This is a genomic window from Erwinia sp. V71 (assembly GCF_965644245.1).
Lineage (GTDB): Bacteria > Pseudomonadota > Gammaproteobacteria > Enterobacterales > Enterobacteriaceae > Erwinia.
Genome location: NZ_CBFFRK010000018.1, coordinates 1 through 21,011 on the forward strand (window position 1 = coordinate 1; position 21,011 = coordinate 21,011).

The window sequence follows — 21,011 nt, forward strand, 5'->3', positions numbered from 1 at the left end:
GTTCCGGCAGCCTTCAGTGGTCTTTGCAGAGTTAAGACAGGCGGCTTAGCGTTGCACTTCGAACTTGAATCCGCCGTTACTTAAGACTGAAATGGACCCTATGACACCCCCGCCAGAGCGGGAAAAAGAGCCGCGGGTGCCGCTCGATGATGCGCAGTTTGCCATCGTGGTGCTTGCAGTGACCTCTTTTACACTTATAATCTTCGTTCTGATGATTACGCTGTGGATGACCTGAGATCTCCGGCAGCGCAATACCAGTCATGAACGGAGAGCTGGATGATGGAAAACAGAGATGACAAACTTATCGCGGTAATTGGTTTACTCTGTGCCTGTCTGATTTGCGTGATAATCCTGTTTGTGATGACCTGGCTGTCAGATGTGCGTCATCCGCCAGAACCACCCATCGATGTCCAGTCCTGTTACCAGAAAGATCACGCCTTACGTCCCTGAGCATTCTGCATTTTGATTTGCTGACTTCGCAGTTCCAGCGCCAGTGGTTCATATACCGTGCGGTTACCATTTGGGTCGGGCAGTCCCAGCAGCGCACCAGGTGAACGGCGATAATCCGCCCATGACGGATACTCTGCCACCGGATACAGGGAAACCCCTTCAAGCGGAACCCCGTTCTCCAGCGTAATATTGACCTGCTCCATCACCGAACGCAGCCAGCCTGCGCGTGCATCGCCTTCGGCGCCAGTTTCCGCTAGCAACAGTGGCCGCTGATAGCGCAGCCAGACTTCCTCCAGTAACTGACTGAGCGGACGCCAGGCAGGTTGTTCCTGCGTCAGCGGCTCGCCATTACTGAACCACTGATTATCGGGATAGTAATTGACGCCAATAATATCCAGATAACGCGGGTCACCACCCAGTTCTGGGTGCAGGCGGCCGCTCAGCATATCCCAGGCTTCAAACTGCGCCAGATGCTGGCGCTGCGCTTCCTCAATCGTCGCTTCACTGGCGTCCGCCGCCGCGATATGCACCAGTGGATCGGTCAGCACAAAACGCGCCTCTGGCAGCACATCGCGAATGGCATCCATCGCCGCCAGGCTGGCGCGCACCAGCTGGCGCTTGAGGTCTTTTGCGCGGGCGCTGCTGTTGGGATTGAGCCACGCCACTTCCGCACCGGCCCAGGACCAGAAAGAGATCTGGTTGACGGGGGTGAAAAACGGCTGCGTATGGCCTTCATCCCGCATCACTTCGGCCATCGCCCGGGCAAAACGGGCAAAACTGTCAATAAACTGCGGCTGCCAGATATCAAGGTGCGCCGGATAGCCGAAGTGTGCCAGTTCCCAGATAATTTCCACGTCATGGCGTTCCGCCGCGTGCAGCATTGGCATAAAGGTGGACCAGTCATATTCGCCGGGTTGCTGCTCAATCAGATACCAGCGTGCACCGTCACGCGCGGTGTGCAGATGGTGTGTGGCCAGGGCTGCGTAGTCGTTGTCCAGCAGCATATCGTGTCCGCTGTTAATCACCAGGTCGACACGTTTCCCTTCGGCGCGGCAGGCGGTGGAACAGGCGAAGCTACCCTGGAAAAAGCTGCGGAACAGCTGCGGCTGGTGGCGCGGTTGTACGGACATAGGGCGATCCTCCGGTGCGCGGACTCTGTTCGCTAAGTCTAGACGAAATTGCACTTAAGGATTGTGGGCCGTCCAAAGGTATTCCGCTGACCGGCATATCCGGTATTATCTGCACAGAGCACCATCAGTCTGATAGAGGAACCACCATGTCCGACGCTTTTGCTGCAAAGGCTGGCTGGGATGATGCACCCGAGGCCACCCGTCTGGCGCAGGCGATTACACCGCGGCTGGCACGCCACCCGTTACAGAGTGGCATTCATCCGCTGGAAGAGGGGCTGGATGCGTTTGCGGCGCGCTATCTGCTGATTTCCATGGCTGAACGCAGCATCGACGTGCAGTATTATATCTGGCAGAACGATATGTCCGGGCGGTTGCTGTTCAGCGCGTTACTGGAAGCGGCGGATCGCGGGGTGAACGTGCGTCTGCTGCTGGATGACAATAACACCATGGGGCTGGATCGCACCCTGAGTGAGCTGAACCGCCATGCCAATATCGATGTGCGGCTGTTTAATCCCTTCTCGTTTCGCACCCTGCGTGCGCTCGGTTATCTCACCGATTTCGCCCGCCTGAATCGCCGGATGCACAATAAAAGTTTTACCGTTGATGGCATCGCCACCCTCGTTGGCGGGCGCAACATCGGCGATGAATACTTTGCGGCGGGCGATGAGCCGCTGTTTTCCGATCTCGATGTACTGGCGATTGGGCCGGTGGTGATAGAAGTGTGCGCGGATTTTGAGCGCTACTGGCGCAGCGACGCCGTTTCACCACTGCAGTCGGTGGTGGAGGTGGATGATGACTCTGAGGGTTCGGCGGTGCGCCTGCCGGAAGCGTGGCGCGACAGCGATCAGGTGCAGCGATATCTGCAGCGGCTGCAAAGTTCGTCATTTGTCACCCAACTGGAGAGCGGCGAGTTAACACTGATTTGGGCCACGACGCGCTTACTCAGTGACGATCCGCGTAAGGGGCTGGGCAGGGCGCGCGCGTCAACCATGCTGCCGCAGCGCATGCTGGAGGTGATCGGCACGCCGCAACAGCAGTTCGATATTATTTCCGCTTATTTTGTGCCGACACGTGCCGGGGTGGCACAGCTGGTGGCGCTGAAGCGGCGCGGAGTCAATATTGCCATTCTGACCAACTCGCTGGCGGCGAATGATGTCTCGATTGTTCATGCCGGTTACGCCAAATGGCGCAAGAAACTGCTGCGCCGCGGTATTGCGCTGTATGAAATGAAACCGGGCAGTGACAGTCCGGAAGCCAGTCACGATCGCGGCCTCACCGGGCACTCCGGCTCCAGCCTGCATGCCAAAACCTTTAGCGTTGACAACCAGAAAGTGTTTATCGGTTCGTTTAACTTCGATCCCCGTTCGGCGATGCTGAATACTGAAATGGGTTTTGTGATCGACAGTGAGACGCTGGCAACCGCAGTGCATGACCGCTTTACGCAGCGAATGCGTGACAAAGCTTGGAAGCTGCGGCTGGATCGCTGGGGACGGATTAACTGGGTGGAATATGAAGGGGAAGCGGGGGAGGTGGTGCATAAACACGAACCGCGTACCCGGCTGATGCAGCGTTTACTGGTGCGTCTGGTGTGGCGTCTGCCAATCGAGTGGTTGCTGTAAACGGCGGGGAATATCCCCGCCGTCGGGCGTCAGGCAGTTGCCGGTTGCGGCTTGCCGGAAAACAGGAAGCGCAGCAGCGGAATGCGCAGATGAATTTCATACAGCAGGAAGGCAATGCCAAATACAAACGCCAGTCCGACAAAAAAGCCCAGCGTATCATTGCTGATCGACGGAGTAATAAAGATGCCGTACAGCAGTGTCAGCGGGTGGTGCACCAGATAAATAAACAGCGATGCATTGACCAGATAAGTGACGCGCGGGGAATGTGAGTTCAGCAGGCGATGGCCGAGGGCGAACAGCACATTGACCATCCAGACTCCCAGCGGCATGGTAATCAGCACATCAATCTCATACAGCCAGCCTTCGCCGAGGTTATAGCGCTGGTTCAGCATATAGGCGACAAACGCCAGCGCCGCGCCGACCAGTGTCCACGGGTTAAACTTCACCAGCAGCGATTTAATCGCTTCATGCTTCCACGCCATCGCCCCCAGCATAAAGAACGGCAGATAGAACAGCGTCTGCATCACCGCAAAATTAAACAGCGCATCACGCAGTAAATCCGGGTGAAAAATAAACAGCAGGCGACGAATCGTTCCCCAGATCAGCGCAAACGCGACAAAACTCAGCGTTAATTTTGTCCAGTTAAGCTCGGAATAGTCCGTTTTTTCTGCACGGCGATAACCGAAATCACGCAGGATGCGGAAGGTTAACAGGCTTAATGAGGTTAACAGCACCAGCACCAGCAGGAACCATAAATGCGAGATCAGGTTCCACGCCAGCGCATTGTACTTGTCATACAGCGAAAAGCTTGGCCAGTCGCCGACGGCGGGCGTCCAGTCTTTCAGCAGGAAAAACTGCGGCAGCGTCAGTAACGGTACGGCGGTGAGCATCGGAATCGCGACACGCTCCACACGTACTTTCAGCCAGCGCTGAGGCTGATAACGCAGGTACAACATATAGGAAAAGTAACCGGAAATAACAAAAAACACCTGCATACGGAAGGCGTGAATGATGTCATTCAGTACCGTCAGCCAGACGCTGGTTTCCGCGCTGTTAACGGACCACTGATGACTGGAGTAAATCAGGGACAAATGAAAGGGTACACCCAGCAGCATCAGGTATGCGCGGATGGAATCAAGGAAATACTCACGTTGTGGTTTTTTTATGCTCATAGTTATCCATTTTTTGACCAAATTAATCCTCTGGTTCGCCCTGAACCAGGCTAAAGCATGGGCTTACTTTACTGTAGCAACAAAGAGTATACTATCAGCCAAATCCGTATCCGCTAAACGCTTGAGATATGGGCGCTTAGCGAGCAAATACACGGGAACAAAATCCCGCGCAGGCTGTCGGAAACCAGAATTATCCATTAAGATTTACCGGATTGCTTTAAGCACACGAAAGGGGGAGATGTGCTGATTAAAATGAAAAATGAACCAAAACTGATCAAGATGCGCGGGATTGGCGCGGCAGTTTTGCTTTCGCTGTATGCCAGCTCCAGCTGGGCGTTCAGCATCGATGATGTGGCAAAGCAGGCGCAAGAGCTGGCCGGAAAGGGTTTTGAAACCCCGAAAAGCAATTTACCTTCACAATTTCGTGAGATGAAATTTGCTGATTACCAGCAGATTCAGTTCAACCACGATAAAGCGTACTGGAGCAAGCTGAAGACCCCATTCAAGCTTGAGTTCTATCACCAGGGCATGTATTTCGATATGCCGGTGAAACTGAACGAAGTGACCGCCACCTCGGTGCGCGAGATCAAGTACAACCCGGACCTGTTTACGTTTGGTAACGTGAAACACGATCCGGAAACGGTGAAAAACCTCGGTTATGCCGGTTTTAAAGTGCTTTATTCGCTGAACAGCAAAGATAAACACGATGAAATTGGCAGCTTCCTCGGGGCGAGCTATTTCCGCGTGATTGGCGGCGATCAGGTGTATGGCCTGTCTGCCCGTGGTCTGGCGATCGACACCGCGCTGCCTTCTGGCGAAGAGTTCCCGCGTTTCAAAGAGTACTGGATTGAGCGGCCGAAACCGCAGGATAAGCATCTGGTGATCTACGCGCTGCTTGATTCACCGCGCGCAGCGGGCGCTTACCGCTTTATTATCCGTCCGGGCAAAGAGACCACCGTCGACGTGCAGTCTAAGGTCTATCTGCGTGATAACGTCGGTAAACTGGGCGTCGCGCCACTGACCAGCATGTTCCTGTTTGGTCCAAATCAGCCTTCTCCGATAGTGAACTACCGTCCGGCGCTGCATGATTCCAACGGTCTCTCCATTCATGCCGGTAATGGCGAGTGGATCTGGCGTCCGCTGAATAATCCGAAGCATCTGGCGGTCAGCACCTTTACCGTTGAGAATCCGAAAGGATTTGGCCTGCTGCAGCGCGGTCGTGACTTCAGTCAGTTCCAGGATCTGGATGACCGTTACGACAAACGTCCAAGCGGCTGGGTAGAGACGCAGGGTGACTGGGGCAAAGGACGTGTTGAGCTGGTGGAAATCCCAACCGCGGATGAAACCAACGACAACATCGTCGCGTTCTGGTCGCCGGAATCGCTGCCGGAGCCAGGCAAAGAGATGAAGTTTAACTATCGTCTGCACTTCACGCGCGACGAAGGTCAGCTGCACTCGCCGGAAACGGCGTATGTGAAGAGCACGCTGCGCTCTACCGGTGATGTGAAACAGTCCAACCTGGTGCGCCAGCCGGACGGCACTATCGCCTTCCTGGTGGACTTTGTTGGCCCGGAAATGAGCAAGCTGGCGGCGAACACGCCGGTAGCACCACAGGTTAGCGTAGGTGCTAACGGTGAAGTGGTCGAGCAAAGTGTGCGCTACAACGACGTGACTAAAGGCTGGCGTCTGACGCTGCGTCTGCGTGTGAAAGACAATAAGCAAGCGACCGAAATGCGTGCTGCGCTGATCAATGGCGACAAAACGCTGACGGAAACCTGGAGCTATCAGTTGCCTGCCAATGAATAAGTCTACCGTAACCCCTGCTGATTACATCGACTTGCTGCCTGCTTCCGCTGAGCGGAAGCAGGGACTGCAACAGGCGCTGCCGGAAAGCGGCGCGTCTGATGAAGTCTGGAGCAAGCTTCACCGCCAGCTGGGCCAGCATGGCCCGGAGGAAAGCCGCGCGGACGACACGCCGCTCGAATCGGTCAAATCCCGTATCGAGATGGCGTGGCCGGACTCTGTCGCCGGTGGTGAACAGTTCGATAACGACTATGTCGGTCGCACCACGCTGAAAGCGATGCCACCGGTAAAACGTTCACTGATGTTCCCGGAAGCCTGGCGTACTAACCCGCTGGCGCGCGCCTGGGATTCACTGCGTGGCCGCAAAACCACCCATCGCTATGCCAGTGCGGAAGAGCAGAAGTCAGAAGATAAATGGCGTCATGTCGGTTCTATTCGCCGCTATATTCTGCTGCTGCTGACGCTGGCGCAGACCGTGGTCGCCACCTGGTATATGAAAACCATTCTGCCGTATCAGGGCTGGGCGTTGATCGATCCCATGGAGATGATCAACCAGAACTGGCAGCAGTCTTTCCTGCAGATCCTGCCTTACATTCTGCAGACCGGGATTCTGTTCCTGTTTGCCATTCTGTTCTGCTGGGTGTCGGCCGGTTTCTGGACCGCGCTGATGGGCTTCCTGCAACTGCTGATTGGCCGCGACAAATACAGCATCTCTTATGCCACCACCGGCGATGAACCGATTAACCCGGAACATCGCACCGCGCTGATTATGCCGATCTGTAACGAAGACGTAGAACGCGTGTTCGCCGGTCTGCGCGCCACCTGGGAATCCGTGGTGCGTACTGGTGAGCAGCAGCACTTCGACGTCTACATCCTCAGCGACAGCTATGATGCGGATATCGCCATGGCGGAGCAGAAAGCGTGGATGGAGCTGGTGCGTGATGTTGGTGGTGCGGGCAAGATTTTCTATCGCCGTCGCCGCCGTCGTGTGAAGCGTAAAAGCGGTAACATTGATGACTTCTGCCGCCGCTGGGGCAGCCAGTACAGCTATATGGTCGTGCTGGATGCGGACAGCGTGATGAGCGGCGAGTGTCTCACCGGCCTGGTGCGCATGATGGAAGCCAACCCGAATGCCGGCATTATCCAGTCGTCGCCGAAAGCGTCCGGCATGGATACCCTGTATGCGCGTTGCCAGCAGTTTGCCACCCGTGTTTATGGCCCGCTGTTTACCGCCGGTCTGCACTTCTGGCAGTTGGGCGAGTCACACTACTGGGGTCACAACGCCATTATTCGCGTGCAGCCGTTTATTGAGCACTGTGCGCTGGCGCCGCTGCCGGGTGAAGGTTCGTTTGCCGGTTCAATTCTGTCTCATGACTTTGTTGAAGCCGCGCTGATGCGCCGTGCTGGCTGGGGGGTGTGGATTGCCTACGATCTGCCGGGTTCTTATGAAGAACTGCCGCCAAACCTGCTGGATGAGCTGAAGCGTGACCGCCGCTGGTGTCACGGTAACCTGATGAACTTCCGCCTGTTCCTGGTGAAAGGGATGCACCCGGTGCACCGTGCGGTGTTCCTGACGGGCGTGATGTCCTATCTCTCCGCGCCGCTGTGGTTTATGTTCCTGGCGCTTTCCACCGCTTTGCAGGTGGTGCATACGCTGATGGAGCCGCAGTACTTCCTGCAGCCGCGGCAGCTGTTCCCGGTATGGCCACAGTGGCGTCCGGAACTGGCGATTGCGCTGTTCTCCACCACACTGGTGCTGCTGTTCCTGCCGAAACTGCTCAGCGTAGTGCTGATCTGGTGTAAAGGCGCGAAAGAGTACGGTGGTGCGTTGCGGCTGTTCGTCTCGCTGCTGCTGGAGATGCTGTTCTCAGTGCTGCTGGCACCGGTGCGTATGCTGTTCCATACCGTGTTTGTGGTCAGTGCCTTCCTCGGCTGGGAAGTGGTGTGGAATTCACCGCAGCGTGATGACGACGCGACCCCGTGGAGCGAAGCCTTTGCCCGTCACGGTTCGCAGCTGCTGCTGGGTGCGGTGTGGGCGATTGGGATGGGCTGGCTGGACCTCAACTTCCTGTGGTGGCTGGCACCGATTGTCTTCTCGCTGATCCTGTCGCCGTTTGTTTCGGTGATGTCCAGCCGGGCAACGATTGGTCAGAAAACCAAACGTGCGCAGCTGTTCCTGATCCCGGAAGAGTATGCGCCGCCGCAGGAACTGCGTGATACCGATGCGTACCTGCAGCAGAACCGTGAACGTGCACTGAAAAATGGCTTTATGCATGCGTTGTTCCACCCATCGTTCAATGCGCTGGCCAGTGCAATGGCGACTTCGCGTCACCTGAAGAGCGATCTGCTGGAGTTTTCGCGCGATCGCCGTGTTGAACAGGCACTGAGCGATGCACCGGCGAAACTCAGTCGCGATCAGCGTCTGCAACTGCTGAGCGATCCGGTTACACTGGCGCGTCTGCATTTCCACCTGTGGCAGAATGCGGATAAGTATCATGACTGGTTCGAACAGTACCATGCCATGAAACTGAATCCGCTGGCGCTGCAGCCGGTGGACAAAGCAAGGCTGTAATCTCTCGCCATACGGCATCAGCGGTGTGGCGACAAATATGGCGTTCATCAAGACGGACGCGCAAAGGCGGCAGAAATGCCGCCTTTTTTACGCTACATTTACAGAGAATTTGCGCGCGTTTGCCGTCGCTGGCACGGTAGAATACGCGCCGGTAACAAACACGAGAACAGGCATGATAGCGAAAATTGGCCGGCTGGCGGTGACAGCTCTTTGCGTAGTGGCATTAAGCGGATGTGGCAGTATTATCAGCCGCACGGTTGCAGGTCAGGGGCAGGGACATCAGTATTATCCAGGTGTGCGCTGGGATGTGCGTGACACCCCATGGCGCTTTCTGACGATTATCGATCTGCCGTTGTCGCTGGTGGCGGATACGCTGCTGCTGCCGGTGGATATGAAACACGGCCCTTATGAGTAATTAGCGTTCGCGCTCATCATACTGATTGTCGGCGTCGGTGTTGTCATCTTCCCACTCTTCTGCGGCGGCGCGAGCTTCCTCACTGTCCAGTGGCGGCTCCAGCTGAAATTCACCTTCATCCCATTCATATAAGGTATTTTCCGCCTGCCACTCCTGGCGCAGATCGGGTTCATCGAAGTCACCATCAAAAATCATCTGGGCGGCCTCTCCGTTGCGTATCGGCAGACATTCACCTTCTTCATCTTCGTCGGTGAAAAATTCAGCCTGCCACATAATTTCGCCATCCTGCATCACATATTTTTGCAGGGCGAACTGGCTGACCGCCGCGTCATCTTCCGCGATATCCGGGTTGTTCGCCAGATACTCTTCACGGGCGTTATCAATGGCTTCTTCCAGAGTAGAAAACAGTGACATCTGAGCCTCCTTACAGTGTAACGGGGTGTCAGAAAAGAATAGTCGAAGATGCTGGCAGTAAAGCGGATGAAGGATGTTTTTTTATCCCGGCCGATCAGCGTGTTAAATAAGGCGTGCAGCCTGTCTTTATATTCAGATGCGCAGGAGAAAAGGATGAACAGTATGGGCATGCAGGGCACAAAAAATATGCCCCGTAACCCTCGCCTGAGGAGAGAAAAACAGCGTGCCTGTCAGGGCGGCTTTTGCCCGTTAATCCCCTGAAACCACTACTCTTTCAGAATTTGACGCAGTGCATTTCCCCGTACAATCCGTAATGATACTATCATTACAACAATATTGTTGAGGGTACTACGATGAACTACATGAAGGAATCAGCGTATCACCATGTCGAAGAGTCGCAATCCATGGTGACTATCACACGCAAGAAAGGCTCCCGCTGCGAGCATTTTAATCAGATCGTTGATGAAGTGCTGCACGAGCATATGGATGCTAAAACCCATATCGACAGTGACAGCGGCGGTTACGACAAAGTCATTATCCTGAAATAATCCGGGGGCGCGATGCCCCCGTTTATTTTCTGTTTCCTGCCCGTTTTACTCTTCCGTCAGATTGCTTGCTGTCTCTGGTTGCCCCGCCTGGCGTAGTGTCAGCCAGGAATAAAGTGCGTTAAACAGCACTACCAGCGCGGTGACCAGAAAGACCGCGCGGAACCCCCAGTTAGCCGACACCGCCGCCCCCATCAGTGGCCCCGATACATTACCGATATCGCGAAACGACTGGTTATAGCTGAACAGTCGCCCGGCGACTTTATTGCTGGCGTTATAAATCAGCAGGGTCTGTACCGCGGGCAACAGCGCGCCATCTGCAGCGCCGAGCAGAAAACGCAGAATCCCCAGCTGCAGCGGCGACTGTACCAGCGACATCGGGATCAGCAGCAGAACGGAGATCAACAGCATAGCAATCAGGATACGTTCCGGGCCTATGCGATCGCCCAGCTGACCCAGCCGTGGGGCACTGATCAGCGCTGCCACACCCGGTATCGAGGCAATCATGCCGCTGATAAACGCCAGGTTTTGCGTATGGCCTGCCAGCTCGCGGACGTACAGCGTCAGGATGGGGGCGATGGAACCGGTGGCAATCTGAATAATCATGGTGGTGACAAACAACGCCAGCACCAGCCGGGGATTTTTCAGTGATGAAAACACCTGACGCATATGCAGCATGTCTTTTTTCTGCACCGGAATAAACGATTCGCGCACAAAGCACTGAGTGATGATAAAGCAGAGAAACAGCACACCGGCGGTGATATAAAACACCATGCGCAGGCCAAAGGTATCTGCCAGCAGGCCGCCAATCAGTGGACCAATCAGCGCGCCGCTGACGGCGCCGGTCGACAGTGTGCCCAGCGCCCAGCCGCTTTTATGGCGCGGCACCTGCGTGGCGATCAGGGCATTGGCATTGGGCACAAAGCCGCCGAGCAGTCCCAGCAGGGCGCGCAGTACCAGTAATTGCCAGATATTGGTGGCAAATCCCATCAGCAGCATCACCACCGCCATGCCCAGCGCTGAGCGCAGCAGCATGATTTTGCGTCCTTTACGGTCAGCCAGCCCGCCCCAGAACGGGGACGCGATAGCAGAGAACAGAAAGGTAATACTGAACACCAGACCGGACCAGATATTCAGCTGTTGCGGGTCAGTGACGCCCAGCACTTCGACATACAGGGAGAGAAAAGGCATCACCAGGCTGAAAGCCATTCCGGTGAGAAAGCAGCCCAGCCAGGCAATATAGAGATTGCGTATCCAGTTAACCGGTTCGTCGTCCGCCGACATGAGTGCGGCTTCCTTTATGCATTATAAGCAGGCTAACTATATTAGCGACTGGTGTGTTGATTACAAGGGCGTAAAGTGGCAATAGATATGAAACGGGCAGCAAAGGTGGGGGTTTCTATACGGGTTTGCAGCTGCTCCTTCCCCCACAATGTGGGCTGGGATGAGGGAATTAACGGCCCGGGTTGCCTGTTTCCCCTCCCTGACCCGCCCCCACAATGTGGGGGAGGGGATTGTACGGTGCTGCCTGCACGTGAGGCGATTTGTATCGTGATGATCGGCAAATTAGTACAATGACGCCTCGCCCTCCGGGCGCGTCTTAAAGCGGCGATGCAGCCACATATACTGATCCGGCGCCATCAGCACGCCTTCTTCCACCACTTTATTCATCCGTGCGGCGGTAACGATTTCATCATCCAGCGGCATATCTGTCACGTCTGGCATAATGATCATTTCATAGCCTTTACCATGCGGCAGGCGGCGCGGCACAAACGGAATCACCGCCGGGCTGGCACTGCGGATCAGCAGATAGCTGCCTTTGGTCGTCGCGGCTTTTTCAACACCAAAGAACGGCACAAATACGCTGCTGCGTGGGCCGTAATCATGGTCCGGGGCATACCAGATAATGTCGCCATTCTTCAGCGCGCGGATCATGCCTTTCAGGTCTTTGCGGTCCAGCATGCTTTTGTTGGAGCGCATACGTCCCCAGGTTTGCAGCCAGTCGAGCAGCTTATTGTCGTTCGGCCGGTAAACGCCAATACCTGGGTTATAAATACCAAAAATACGTGCACCCAGTTCCAGGGTGAGAAAGTGCATACCGATCAGCAGCACGCCTTTTTGCTGCTCACGGGCGCGATCAAGATGTTCAAGACCACTAACGCTAAACCAGTGTTTGATACGCCAGTCCGGCCAGAACCAGGCCATTCCGGTTTCCAGCAGGCCCATGCCAACGGATTCGAAGTTGCGCACCACCATCGCTTCACGCTCTGCTTCCGGCATCGTGGGAAAACTGAGTTCCAGATTGCGGCGTGCAACAGCCACGCGTTGTTTCAGAAAACGCATCGATAACCGGCCCAGACCGCAGCCGGTGTAGTACAAAACCGGATAGGGAAGTAACACTATCAGATACAGCAGTACAATGCCGATCCAGCTGAGCCAGTAACGCGGGTGCAATAATTCGCGAGAAAATTGTGGCAGTTGAGTCATGTTTTTCCAGTAAAAATTGTCCAGGCCGTTATTATGGCTTTCATTCATTCTGTTGATTATGGCCTATTGTGCCATTTTTGGGTCCCAGACTGAAATAACTGACGGATTTTGTGAGTCAGCGCAGTGTTACTGGCCACTGAATATGGCAGGGAAATCAGCCGTTGTGCTATCAATTTGGGCGAAATCAGGTATTATGTCGCCGCTAAATTTCTCTCAGTTGTTTACAGGAAAAAAACACCATGCCAGTGTTACATAACCTTGTGTCCAATGAAGAGCTGAAGGCGCGTATGCTGGCTGAAACCGAGCCGCGCACCACAGTCTCTTTCTATAAATACTTCACCATTGCCGATCCAAAAGCGTTTCGTGATGCCCTGTGGAAGACCTTTACCGCCCTGAACGTGTTTGGTCGCGTTTACGTCGCGAAAGAGGGTATCAATGCGCAAATCAGCGTGCCGCAGAGCCGCTATGACGCGATGAAAGACGCGCTGTATGCGTTTGATCCGGCACTGAATAATCTGCGCATGAATATTGCGCTGGATGATGACGGCAAATCCTTCTGGGTTCTGCGCCTGAAAGTGCGCGAGCGTATTGTGGCGGACGGTATTGATGATGACTCGTTCGACGCCAGCAATGTCGGCGCTTATCTGAAGGCGGACGAAGTGAATGCCATGCTCGATGACCCGGATGCGGTGTTCGTCGATATGCGCAACCACTATGAATATGAAGTGGGCCACTTCGATAATGCGCTGGAAATTCCGGCGGATACCTTCCGCGATCAGCTGCCAATGGCGGTTGATATGCTGCAGGAAGACAAAGATAAGAAAATCGTCATGTACTGCACCGGCGGTATCCGCTGTGAAAAGGCCAGCGCCTGGATGCTGCATAACGGTTTTGAGAATGTCTACCATATCGAAGGCGGGATTATTGAGTACACCCGTCGCGCGCGCGAACAGGGTTTGCCGGTGCGTTTTAAAGGCAAGAACTTTGTGTTTGACGAACGTATGGGTGAGCGCATTTCGGATGATGTGATTGCGAACTGCCATCAGTGCGGCGCGGTGTGTGATACGCATGTGAACTGCAAAAACGATGGCTGCCATCTGCTGTTTATCCAGTGTCCGAGCTGTGCCGAGAAATACCAGCACTGCTGCAGTCCGCAGTGTATGGAAGAGCTGGTGCTGTCACCGGAAGAGCAGCGCGCCCGCCGTGCCGGACGTGAAAATGGGAATAAAATTTTCAATAAGTCACGCGGCCTGCTGAACAGCACGCTGCAGATCCCCGACCCGGAATAAGTTCACGACTGGCCTGCCGTCACCGATGGCTGCGGCGAGAGTGATATCGCCGTTGCCATCGGTGGCAGTCCCCCTCATCAGCAATAAAATACAAAATCATGGTGACATCCCGGCACGCTCTGTGCAGGATGAGATTTTTCTTCGCAGGGAACCGCCATGAGCGCAAAAGCCGCCTCGTTAGAAGGCCGAATCCGCCAGCACTGGCAGCAACTTTCCAGCCATGAACAGCGGCTGGCCGATATTCTGCTTGCGGCGCCCGGCCAGCTGGCGATGAATACCGCCACTGAACTGGCACAAAGCGCGGGCGTTTCTAAAGCCACCACCACCCGTTTTTTCCGCCATCTGGGCTATGAGAGTTACGATACTGCACGCCGTCAGGCGCGTGAGATGCAGAGCAGCGGATCGCCACTCTATCTGCAGCCGCTGTCCAGCGCTTCCCCGCTGGATGCGGTGATGCAGCAGCATCTGGAAAAAGAGATCGCCAACATCGTCAACAGCTACCGCAATCTGGAAAGTGCAGAGCTGCAGGGTGCCGTCAATGCACTGGCGCAGGCAAGACGTGTGGTGGTGATGGGCTGGCGGCACAGCCAGACTATCGCCCAGCTGATTTATCGCGACCTGGTGCATATTCATCCTGATGTGCGGCTGCTGCCGCGTCCGGGGGATTCGCTGGCGGAGCATCTGGCGGCACTGGGACCGCAGGATATGGCCATCTGTGTCGGGCTGCGTCGGCGCATGCCCGCGCTGGATGCCGCGATGGGGGTACTGGCGGAACGCCAGGTTCCCATGCTCTATCTGGCCGATGTGTTGTCCGGCAAACCCGCGCGCCACGCGCAGTGGGTAATTCGCTGTCATACCGACAGCACGCTGATTTTTGACAGCACGGTGGCACTTTCCGGTGTCTGCAATCTGCTCTGTTCGCTGGTGGCGCGCCAGATGGGCAAAGCCAGCAATGATTATCTCGCGCAGGTTGAAGCCCTGCACCAGTCTCTCGACGAACTCGAATAATGCCCCGCGCTGGCGCATGTTGCGCCAGCACTCTCCCCATAATGGTGCGCCCTGTTGATCGCGGGATACGGGTTCGCCTGCTTTTGTGAAATGTGAGAAAAATATAATTAATTTAAAGAAACATTTGTTTCTTCATGATTTTATGGAGAAAAAGGGTTTTCTCCGCCATGGCTGGTTGCGGTGGTGAAAAAACTGGCACAAGAAATGCTCTGTAGAAAAAGAGATTTCACCAACACCAGGGGAATACCACAATGAAAAAAACAGCATGGCTTATCGCCGCATTACTCACCGTCGGCACTCAGGCTTACGCAGATACGCTGGCTGATATCAAAAGCAGCGGCAAACTCACGGTCGGCATTGACCCGACGTTCCCGCCTTACGAATACACCGATGATAAAGGCGAAATTATTGGCTACAGCGTGGAAATCATGCGCTCCTTAGCCAGCGATCTTGGCGTGAGACTGGAATTTCAGAAAACGGCGTTCAGCGGCATTTTGCCCGGACTGATTTCCGGCGCGTTCAATGCTGAAGGTTCTTCACTGAACGTCACGGCAGAGCGCGCGAAGAAAGTGCTGTTTACCGTGCCTTACAGCAAAACGGTTAACGGCGTGCTGGTACGGGAAGATGAAGTGAAAACCTTCAGCGGTAAAACGCTGAGTGCGGAAAGCCTGTCTGGCCTGCGTGGCGCGGTAAAAGTCGCCAGTGTGCCGGAGCAATTGCTGAAAGGCTTTAATGAGCAGCTGAAACAGGCGGGTAAAAAGCCGATCACGATCATCAGCGTTGACTCGCTCGATCAGACCGTCAGCACCCTGATGACCAAACGTGCGGACTTCGTCTATGACGATATTTCAGTGCTGGCGCCAGTGGTGAAGAAATATCTAGAAAAAGTGGCGCAGGTGGGTGAAGTCGGGCCTGCACAGTGGATGGGCTGGGCGACACGCAAAGAAGACGGCAGCCTGAATAAAGCGCTGAGCGATCATATTCTCGCGCTGCAGAGCAGTGGTCAGCTCGGCAAGCTGCAGCAGCAGTATCTGGGCACCACCTTTACCGTACCCGCCAGCGATTTCATTCCCAAGGAGTAGTTATGTGCCAGTCAAACCTGACGGTGCCTGCGGGCCACGGGAAAACGTTCCTGGTGCGTAAAGGGCAGTTTATTACCGTCATTGACAGTGAAGGGCAGCAGGCCGCGGATTTCGTCGCGGTCAATGCGGACAACCTGAACGAGAAGCTGTCGCCAGTACACACCCGTCAGCACCTGCGTTCACTGTTTTTTAAGCCAGGGGATGCCTTGTGGTCGAGCGAAAACCGCCCAATGCTGCGCATTATTGCCGATACCATTGGCATTCATGATGCCAACGTACCGGCTTGCGACCGCACGCGTTTCAGTGTCGATTTCGGCGTCGATGGTCATCGCAACTGCGTGGACAATCTGCTGGAAGGCATGAAAGCGCACGGCGTCACCTACTTCAGCTTGCCGGAGCCGTTCAATCTGTTTCAGAACGGCCCGGTGACGGCAGATGGGCGGATGGAGGTTACCGATCCACACAGCAAAGCGGGGGACGCTATTGTATTTGAAGCGCTGTGCGACCTGATTTGTGCCGTCTCTTCCTGCCCGCAGGACATCATTCCGGGTAACGGTTTGCAGGTCACGCCAATCGATATTCGCGTCAGCGATCACCATCACGCAGAGGAGTTGCATCATGCTGTTAATGCGTGACGCCTGGCTGGAAACAGAACAACGCTCACTGGCGGATACGGTCGATGTCGCCGCGGGCAGTGTCGGAGCGATTCGTGTGCTGCGTGGTCAGCTGTTGCGTATCACGGCGCTTGGTGACGGGGCAGTGGCATCACTGTTTGGTTTCAGTCTGCAGGACCCGGAAGTGTGGCTGTCGGTACATCACACACGCGTGTTCAGTAACAGCTATCTGCTGGGTTCGGGGATGCGGCTGGTGAATAACCGCCGCCGCCCGATGATGGTGCTGGGTAAAGACAGCGTGAAACGTCACGACCTGCTGTTGCCAGGCTCAACGCGGGCGTTTCTCGCCGAGCGTGGTTACCACGGTGAAGGTTGTGTTGAAGCCGTCAGTGGCGAACTGGCTCGTCTTGGCATGACGGTGCCAAAGCTGCCGGACCCGATCAACCTGTTTATGCATGTGCAGCTGACGCGGGCAGGGGAGATTCTGCCGGAAAGCAACCTTACCAAAGCCGGCGACAGCATCACCTGCCGGGTGGTGATGGATACGCAATTCATTGTCTCGGCCTGTAACACCGGTATTGAGGGGAACGATCGGCCTGCGCCGCTGCGACTCTCAGTGGCGGAGAACCTGACAGGCTTCAGTACGGAGTAAAGGCATGGGGCTGGATCAACAGGTACTGGCGGCACTGCCGGAACTGGGGCACGGGCTGCTGATGACGCTGCTGTTAACCCTGCTGGCCTCGCTGGTGAGTGTGGCGATGGGGCAACTGGGGTGCTTTCTGCAGCTGCGTCGCTCCTGGATCTGGCGGGCGATCGGCAGGGTGTATGTCAGCCTGATGCGTGGCACGCCAGCGATGGTCCAGCTGTTTGTGGTGTTTTTACCCTGCCTTTCCTGGGCCTCGGCGGCCAGCCAATGCTGGCGGCGGTGCTGGCGATTGGTCTGAACAGCGGGGCGTATGTGGCGGAAATTCTGCGCGTTAACCGCTCGCTGGTCACGCGTGGTCAGCTGGAAGCCGCCCGCACGCTGGGGCTGAACCGTATGCTGACCTGGTGGTATGTGATTAACCCTCAGGTGATGCGCGCCAGCCTGCCGATGCTGGTCAATGAGTTCACCATTTTGCTGAAAACCACGCCACTGGCGTCCGTGGTGGCGCTGACGGAGCTGACCTATGCCGGGCAGATCGTGATTGCCCGTACCTATGAAGCGACGCAGGTGCTGTTGCTGGTGGCGGCGGGGTATCTGCTGATCGCGCTGCCGCTGATTGCCACCGCACGCAGGCTGGAAGCGAAACGGAGGCTGGCATGATGGACTGGCAGGCAATAATTCACTCGCTGCCTTCACTCGGCGAAGGGCTGGTGGCGACGCTGCAACTCTGTGTGGTCGCCGCACTCTGTGCGTTACTGTCGGGCGCAGCGATGGCGGTGGCGCTGATGCGGGCGCGGGGCTTGTGGCTGCGGCTGTTGCACGGGTACAGCAATCTGACCCAGGCACTACCGCTGCTGGTGGTGATCTACCTGCTCTATTTTGTGCTGCCGGAATATGACATCACGCTCTCTTCACCGCTGGTCGGAGTGCTGGCGCTAACGCTCTACTACGCGCCTTATATTGCGCAGGTGATCCGCGCCGCGATTGAGGCGCTGCCGAAAGGGCAGTGGGAAGCCTGCCGGGTACTCGGGCTGAGCCGCAGTGAGCAACTGCGCGATGTGGTGCTGCCGCAGACCTTACCGCAAATGCTCTCGCCTCTGGTGGGGCTGATGATTGGCCTGATCAAAGACTCCGCGCTGCTGTCGATTATCTCGGTGCAGGAGTTTATGTACGCGGCAAAACAGGCGATTTCCGAAACCTATGCGCCGCTGGAAATTTATCTGACGGTGGCGCTCTGTTACTGGCTGCTGAACAGTCTGATTGACTGGCTGGCTCGCCTTCTTGAATCCCGCATGACGCGTTATCGTCGCGGCATGCTGCTTTAACCAGGAGAAATAAACATGTCGGCTGAATTTCAGCAACGTGAGGTGGTAACTGTTCCGGCGCGCTTCGGCAAAGCAGTGCGCCTGCAGAAAGGTGAAGCCGTGCAGGTGATCAACCTGCATGGCACGCAGGTGGTCGACTGCTGGGCATATAATGCGCAGGATGTGACGGAATATATGTCTATGGAGGCGACGCGTGTCTGGAACCAGCGCCTCAACCCGAAAGTGGGTGACAGCTTTATCACCAGCCAGCGCCATCCGATTCTGACACTGGTGGCGGATACGTCGCCGGGCGTGCACGATACGTTTATGGCTGCCTGTGATGCGCGCCGTTATGAGCTGCTGGGCTGTCGCGAACCGCATCGTAACTGCCATGATAACCTGCATGAAGGGATGGCGGAACTGGGCGTAACGCTGCCGCACGGTAACCTGGCGTCGTTTAATATTTTTATGAATATCCAGGTACAGCCAGACGGTATCACACTGAAAACCCTGCAGGTGGTCACGAAGCCGGGGGATTACATTATTCTGCGTGCGGAGATGGATTGCTATGTGGCGTTTTCTGCCTGTCCGCAGGACATTGTCAGTATTCAGGGGCAGGGCGATAACACACCGCGTGATGCCGAACTGCGTATTCTGACGGGTGGTTTCCCGCAGATTACGCTGCAGGGCCCCTGGGTGCCGAGCCGGTTGTCTGATGCCGGAGGACGGCGGAGAAGAGTGTTATTTCCGCCGTCCGCCGTCAAGTGACGATGCCCGGGGATGCGCTGCACCGCCCGGCATCGTCAGTGGCCGGTTACTGGCGCACACCTTCGACAGAAATGATTAGCTCAACGTCCTGCGATGCTGGGCCGAGATCTTTGGTGATATTGAAGTCTTTCAGTGCAAATTTCCCTTCCGCTTCAAAGCCCGCGCGGTAGCCACCCCATGGATCTTTACCTTCGCCCGTTTTCTTCGCTTCCAGGGTTACTGGTTTGGTGACGCCATTCAGGGTCAGATTACCGGTAATTTTCAGCTCGTCGCCCTCTTTCTTCACCTCTGTTGAGGTAAAGGTTGCCTGTGGATGTTTCGCCACGTTGAGGAAGTCGCCGCTGCGGATATGCTTGTCACGCTCGGCGTGGTTAGTGTCCACGCTGTTGGTGTTAATGGTTACATTCACTTTATCTGCAGCCGGATTCTTTTCATCAAACGTGAAAGAGCCGTCGAAATCTTTAAAGGTGCCGTACAGCCAGCTGTAACCGAGGTGCTGAATACGGAACTGAACGAAGGCGTGCTGGCCCTCTTTATCAATTTTGTAGTCAGCAGCAGCGGCGGAACCCGCACCCAGCAGCAGGGCGGCAGTAGTCAATCCTAAGAGGCTCTTTTTCAACATGTCGGTTCTCCATTTAACAAAGTTAATCAATGCGATGACCCAGCATCCGTTTTAAGGTGATGTCACGGTCAACAAAGTGGTGTTTCAGCGCAGCGAGGCCATGCAGTACGGAAATAATCACCACGGACCACGCCAGATACAGATGAATGTCACCGGCCAGGTCGGCCTGTTCACCGCTGCCTGCCAGTGTGGCTGGTACGGAAACCAGGCCAAAGACATTGATAGCGGCGCCGTCAGCGGTGGAAATCAGATAGCCGGTAATCAAAATGGCGAACAGCAGTGCGTACAGCAGCAGATGTGCGGCAACCGCGCTGATGCGTACCAGCGGTGAATAGCTGCTGAGGGGTTTGGGCGGTGGCGAGATAAAACGCCAGACGAGGCGAATAATCATCACGGCAAATAACACCATACCGATGCTCTTATGCAGCTCCGGCGCCTGGTGATACCAGTTGTCATAGTAGCCCAGTGTGACCATCCACAGGCCGAGGGCGAACATGCCATAAACGGCTAACGCCACCAACCAGTGCAGGATGATCGAGACAGAGCCAAAGCGGGTTGATGTATTTCTTAATGGCATAAAAAGAGTCCGCAAAATCGTTAATGGTAATGAGACTGTACAACTGGACACAAAAATGCAACCAGTAGTTTACCCGAAGAATAAATTAATCAATCTTGATGATTTTATTTGAATGACATTTTCATGAAAAATTCAGTTTTATCGTAGGACTGCGATTTTTTTCACATTTTGTTCCGATACTATCAATGATAGTTCGATAAAATCGAAGTGGGTGGTTTTTATCTAATTCTAAAAAACTGAATGTTTGTTCAATTAATTGTCAGTGCATTGTCATTTTATGTAAGCGTGAGACGCTAGTTTATCTGCGGTAGGGTCTGCGTTGGTGGCGCAACAGCAGAACTGCATGGACAAAAAGCAACTCATTATCAATCATGATAAAAATAACTATGGAAATCGTAACGATGATAATTTTCGCGCGGGCGATAACGTGTGGCGGGAATATTTATTGGCGAAGGAACAGGCGACGGGGATATACCGCCGCCTTACAGGATAGC

General features: G+C 55.3%; 21 protein-coding genes and 1 pseudogene. 15 read left to right on the plus strand and 7 right to left on the minus strand.

Annotation, left to right across the window (positions count from 1 at the left end; all coding sequences use genetic code 11):
- Positions 1–276: 276 nt before the first annotated feature.
- Positions 277–450 carry a hypothetical protein gene (locus ACSZO1_RS06385; protein WP_437610763.1) on the plus strand — a complete coding sequence of 58 codons (174 nt, stop codon included), beginning with the start codon at positions 277–279 and terminating at the stop codon, positions 448–450.
- Here the strand turns inward: ACSZO1_RS06385 and ACSZO1_RS06390 are convergent.
- Complete coding sequence (locus tag ACSZO1_RS06390; RefSeq protein WP_437610652.1) at positions 432–1,580, minus strand: beta-glucosidase; 1,149 nt, start codon at positions 1,578–1,580, stop codon at positions 432–434. The genes ACSZO1_RS06385 and ACSZO1_RS06390 overlap by 19 nt on opposite strands.
- Positions 1,581–1,726: 146 nt before the next feature.
- On the opposite strand from ACSZO1_RS06390, the gene ACSZO1_RS06395 reads away from it, so the two are divergent.
- The gene (locus ACSZO1_RS06395; protein WP_437610653.1) at positions 1,727–3,199 is read left to right on the plus strand and encodes a phospholipase D family protein; all 1,473 of its coding nucleotides are present in this window, start codon (positions 1,727–1,729) and stop codon (positions 3,197–3,199) included.
- Between the two features lie 29 nt (positions 3,200–3,228).
- Here the strand turns inward: ACSZO1_RS06395 and mdoC are convergent, their stop codons facing one another.
- The gene (mdoC, locus tag ACSZO1_RS06400) at positions 3,229–4,371 is read right to left on the minus strand and encodes a glucans biosynthesis protein MdoC (RefSeq protein ID WP_437610655.1); all 1,143 of its coding nucleotides are present in this window, start codon (positions 4,369–4,371) and stop codon (positions 3,229–3,231) included.
- Between the two features lie 270 nt (positions 4,372–4,641).
- On the opposite strand from mdoC, the gene ACSZO1_RS06405 reads away from it, so the two are divergent.
- The 3 genes from ACSZO1_RS06405 (at position 4,642) to ACSZO1_RS06415 (ending at position 9,161) form a co-directional block, all read left to right on the plus strand.
- A complete protein-coding gene (locus tag ACSZO1_RS06405) occupies positions 4,642–6,177 on the plus strand; it encodes a glucan biosynthesis protein G (RefSeq protein ID WP_437610756.1) in 1,536 nt (511 codons plus the stop codon).
- Complete coding sequence (mdoH, locus tag ACSZO1_RS06410) at positions 6,170–8,746, plus strand: glucans biosynthesis glucosyltransferase MdoH (protein ID WP_437610657.1); 2,577 nt, start codon at positions 6,170–6,172, stop codon at positions 8,744–8,746. The genes ACSZO1_RS06405 and mdoH overlap by 8 nt, the downstream gene beginning before the upstream one ends.
- Positions 8,747–8,918: 172 nt before the next feature.
- Complete coding sequence (locus tag ACSZO1_RS06415; protein ID WP_437610659.1) at positions 8,919–9,161, plus strand: YceK/YidQ family lipoprotein; 243 nt, start codon at positions 8,919–8,921, stop codon at positions 9,159–9,161.
- On the opposite strand, the gene ACSZO1_RS06420 is transcribed toward ACSZO1_RS06415, so the two are convergent.
- Positions 9,162–9,575, minus strand: coding sequence for a MysB family protein (locus ACSZO1_RS06420; protein WP_437610661.1), 414 nt, complete (start codon positions 9,573–9,575; stop codon positions 9,162–9,164). It abuts the gene before it with no gap.
- 353 nt (positions 9,576–9,928) lie between these two features.
- Here ACSZO1_RS06420 and ACSZO1_RS06425 point away from each other — a divergent pair, with 353 nt between their 5' ends.
- Positions 9,929–10,123, plus strand: coding sequence for a hypothetical protein (locus tag ACSZO1_RS06425; protein WP_437610663.1), 195 nt, complete (start codon positions 9,929–9,931; stop codon positions 10,121–10,123).
- A 45-nt stretch (positions 10,124–10,168) separates the two neighbouring features.
- On the opposite strand, the gene mdtG is transcribed toward ACSZO1_RS06425, so the two are convergent.
- Both mdtG and ACSZO1_RS06435 read right to left on the minus strand, forming a co-directional pair.
- Complete coding sequence (gene mdtG / locus ACSZO1_RS06430; protein WP_437610665.1) at positions 10,169–11,404, minus strand: multidrug efflux MFS transporter MdtG; 1,236 nt, start codon at positions 11,402–11,404, stop codon at positions 10,169–10,171.
- 282 nt (positions 11,405–11,686) lie between these two features.
- Entirely contained in the window at positions 11,687–12,607 is a 921-nt protein-coding gene (locus ACSZO1_RS06435; protein WP_437610667.1) for a Kdo(2)-lipid IV(A) acyltransferase, read from the minus strand.
- 239 nt (positions 12,608–12,846) lie between these two features.
- Between ACSZO1_RS06435 and trhO the strand changes: the two genes are divergently transcribed.
- The 8 genes and pseudogenes from trhO to ACSZO1_RS06475 all read left to right on the plus strand — a co-directional run bounded on the left by trhO (position 12,847) and on the right by ACSZO1_RS06475 (position 19,318).
- Positions 12,847–13,896: an oxygen-dependent tRNA uridine(34) hydroxylase TrhO gene (gene trhO / locus ACSZO1_RS06440; protein ID WP_437610668.1), complete on the plus strand. Its 1,050-nt coding sequence runs from the start codon at positions 12,847–12,849 to the stop codon at positions 13,894–13,896.
- Positions 13,897–14,052: 156 nt separating this feature from the next.
- Positions 14,053–14,904 (plus strand): MurR/RpiR family transcriptional regulator, encoded by an 852-nt coding sequence (locus tag ACSZO1_RS06445; protein ID WP_437610670.1) that lies wholly within the window; start codon positions 14,053–14,055, stop codon positions 14,902–14,904.
- A 251-nt stretch (positions 14,905–15,155) separates the two neighbouring features.
- Entirely contained in the window at positions 15,156–15,986 is an 831-nt protein-coding gene (locus ACSZO1_RS06450) for a transporter substrate-binding domain-containing protein (protein ID WP_437610672.1), read from the plus strand.
- A 2-nt stretch (positions 15,987–15,988) separates the two neighbouring features.
- Positions 15,989–16,621, plus strand: a complete 633-nt coding sequence (locus ACSZO1_RS06455; protein WP_437610674.1) for a DUF1989 domain-containing protein — start codon at positions 15,989–15,991, stop codon at positions 16,619–16,621.
- Positions 16,605–17,252 (plus strand): urea carboxylase-associated family protein, encoded by a 648-nt coding sequence (locus tag ACSZO1_RS06460; RefSeq protein ID WP_437610676.1) that lies wholly within the window; start codon positions 16,605–16,607, stop codon positions 17,250–17,252. Before ACSZO1_RS06455 ends, ACSZO1_RS06460 begins: the two co-directional genes overlap by 17 nt.
- 4 nt (positions 17,253–17,256) lie before the next feature.
- Positions 17,257–17,906: pseudogene (locus ACSZO1_RS06465) on the plus strand (amino acid ABC transporter permease).
- The gene (locus tag ACSZO1_RS06470) at positions 17,906–18,571 is read left to right on the plus strand and encodes an amino acid ABC transporter permease (protein ID WP_437610758.1); all 666 of its coding nucleotides are present in this window, start codon (positions 17,906–17,908) and stop codon (positions 18,569–18,571) included. The pseudogene ACSZO1_RS06465 and the gene ACSZO1_RS06470 overlap by 1 nt, the downstream one beginning before the upstream one ends.
- A gap of 15 nt (positions 18,572–18,586) precedes the next feature.
- Complete coding sequence (locus tag ACSZO1_RS06475) at positions 18,587–19,318, plus strand: DUF1989 domain-containing protein (protein ID WP_437610678.1); 732 nt, start codon at positions 18,587–18,589, stop codon at positions 19,316–19,318.
- A gap of 46 nt (positions 19,319–19,364) precedes the next feature.
- Here ACSZO1_RS06475 and ACSZO1_RS06480 read toward each other — a convergent pair whose 3' ends face one another.
- Positions 19,365–19,937, minus strand: coding sequence for a YceI family protein (locus tag ACSZO1_RS06480; RefSeq protein WP_437610679.1), 573 nt, complete (start codon positions 19,935–19,937; stop codon positions 19,365–19,367).
- Between the two features lie 25 nt (positions 19,938–19,962).
- A complete protein-coding gene (locus ACSZO1_RS06485) occupies positions 19,963–20,517 on the minus strand; it encodes a cytochrome b (protein ID WP_437610681.1) in 555 nt (184 codons plus the stop codon).
- Positions 20,518–20,860: 343 nt separating this feature from the next.
- On the opposite strand from ACSZO1_RS06485, the gene ACSZO1_RS06490 reads away from it, so the two are divergent.
- Positions 20,861–21,010, plus strand: a complete 150-nt coding sequence (locus ACSZO1_RS06490) for a hypothetical protein (RefSeq protein WP_437610683.1) — start codon at positions 20,861–20,863, stop codon at positions 21,008–21,010.
- Position 21,011 lies beyond the last annotated feature (1 nt).

What these genes read in the sequence shown, in the direction of transcription:
- ACSZO1_RS06395 (WP_437610653.1), top strand. Translation starts at nt 1,727, where the DNA reads ATGTCCGACGCTTTTGCTGCAAAGGCTGGCTGGGATGATGCACCCGAG.
- ACSZO1_RS06475 (WP_437610678.1), top strand. Translation starts at nt 18,587, where the DNA reads ATGTCGGCTGAATTTCAGCAACGTGAGGTGGTAACTGTTCCGGCGCGC.
- ACSZO1_RS06445 (WP_437610670.1), top strand. Translation starts at nt 14,053, where the DNA reads ATGAGCGCAAAAGCCGCCTCGTTAGAAGGCCGAATCCGCCAGCACTGG.
- mdoH (WP_437610657.1), top strand. Translation starts at nt 6,170, where the DNA reads ATGAATAAGTCTACCGTAACCCCTGCTGATTACATCGACTTGCTGCCT.
- ACSZO1_RS06470 (WP_437610758.1), top strand. Translation starts at nt 17,906, where the DNA reads ATGGACTGGCAGGCAATAATTCACTCGCTGCCTTCACTCGGCGAAGGG.
- ACSZO1_RS06460 (WP_437610676.1), top strand. Translation starts at nt 16,605, where the DNA reads ATGCTGTTAATGCGTGACGCCTGGCTGGAAACAGAACAACGCTCACTG.
- ACSZO1_RS06490 (WP_437610683.1), top strand. Translation starts at nt 20,861, where the DNA reads ATGGACAAAAAGCAACTCATTATCAATCATGATAAAAATAACTATGGA.
- mdoC (WP_437610655.1), bottom strand. Translation starts at nt 4,371, where the DNA reads ATGAGCATAAAAAAACCACAACGTGAGTATTTCCTTGATTCCATCCGC.
- ACSZO1_RS06450 (WP_437610672.1), top strand. Translation starts at nt 15,156, where the DNA reads ATGAAAAAAACAGCATGGCTTATCGCCGCATTACTCACCGTCGGCACT.
- ACSZO1_RS06485 (WP_437610681.1), bottom strand. Translation starts at nt 20,517, where the DNA reads ATGCCATTAAGAAATACATCAACCCGCTTTGGCTCTGTCTCGATCATC.
- ACSZO1_RS06455 (WP_437610674.1), top strand. Translation starts at nt 15,989, where the DNA reads ATGTGCCAGTCAAACCTGACGGTGCCTGCGGGCCACGGGAAAACGTTC.
- mdtG (WP_437610665.1), bottom strand. Translation starts at nt 11,404, where the DNA reads ATGTCGGCGGACGACGAACCGGTTAACTGGATACGCAATCTCTATATT.
- ACSZO1_RS06415 (WP_437610659.1), top strand. Translation starts at nt 8,919, where the DNA reads ATGATAGCGAAAATTGGCCGGCTGGCGGTGACAGCTCTTTGCGTAGTG.
- ACSZO1_RS06390 (WP_437610652.1), bottom strand. Translation starts at nt 1,580, where the DNA reads ATGTCCGTACAACCGCGCCACCAGCCGCAGCTGTTCCGCAGCTTTTTC.
- ACSZO1_RS06385 (WP_437610763.1), top strand. Translation starts at nt 277, where the DNA reads ATGATGGAAAACAGAGATGACAAACTTATCGCGGTAATTGGTTTACTC.
- ACSZO1_RS06425 (WP_437610663.1), top strand. Translation starts at nt 9,929, where the DNA reads ATGAACTACATGAAGGAATCAGCGTATCACCATGTCGAAGAGTCGCAA.
- trhO (WP_437610668.1), top strand. Translation starts at nt 12,847, where the DNA reads ATGCCAGTGTTACATAACCTTGTGTCCAATGAAGAGCTGAAGGCGCGT.
- ACSZO1_RS06435 (WP_437610667.1), bottom strand. Translation starts at nt 12,607, where the DNA reads ATGACTCAACTGCCACAATTTTCTCGCGAATTATTGCACCCGCGTTAC.
- ACSZO1_RS06420 (WP_437610661.1), bottom strand. Translation starts at nt 9,575, where the DNA reads ATGTCACTGTTTTCTACTCTGGAAGAAGCCATTGATAACGCCCGTGAA.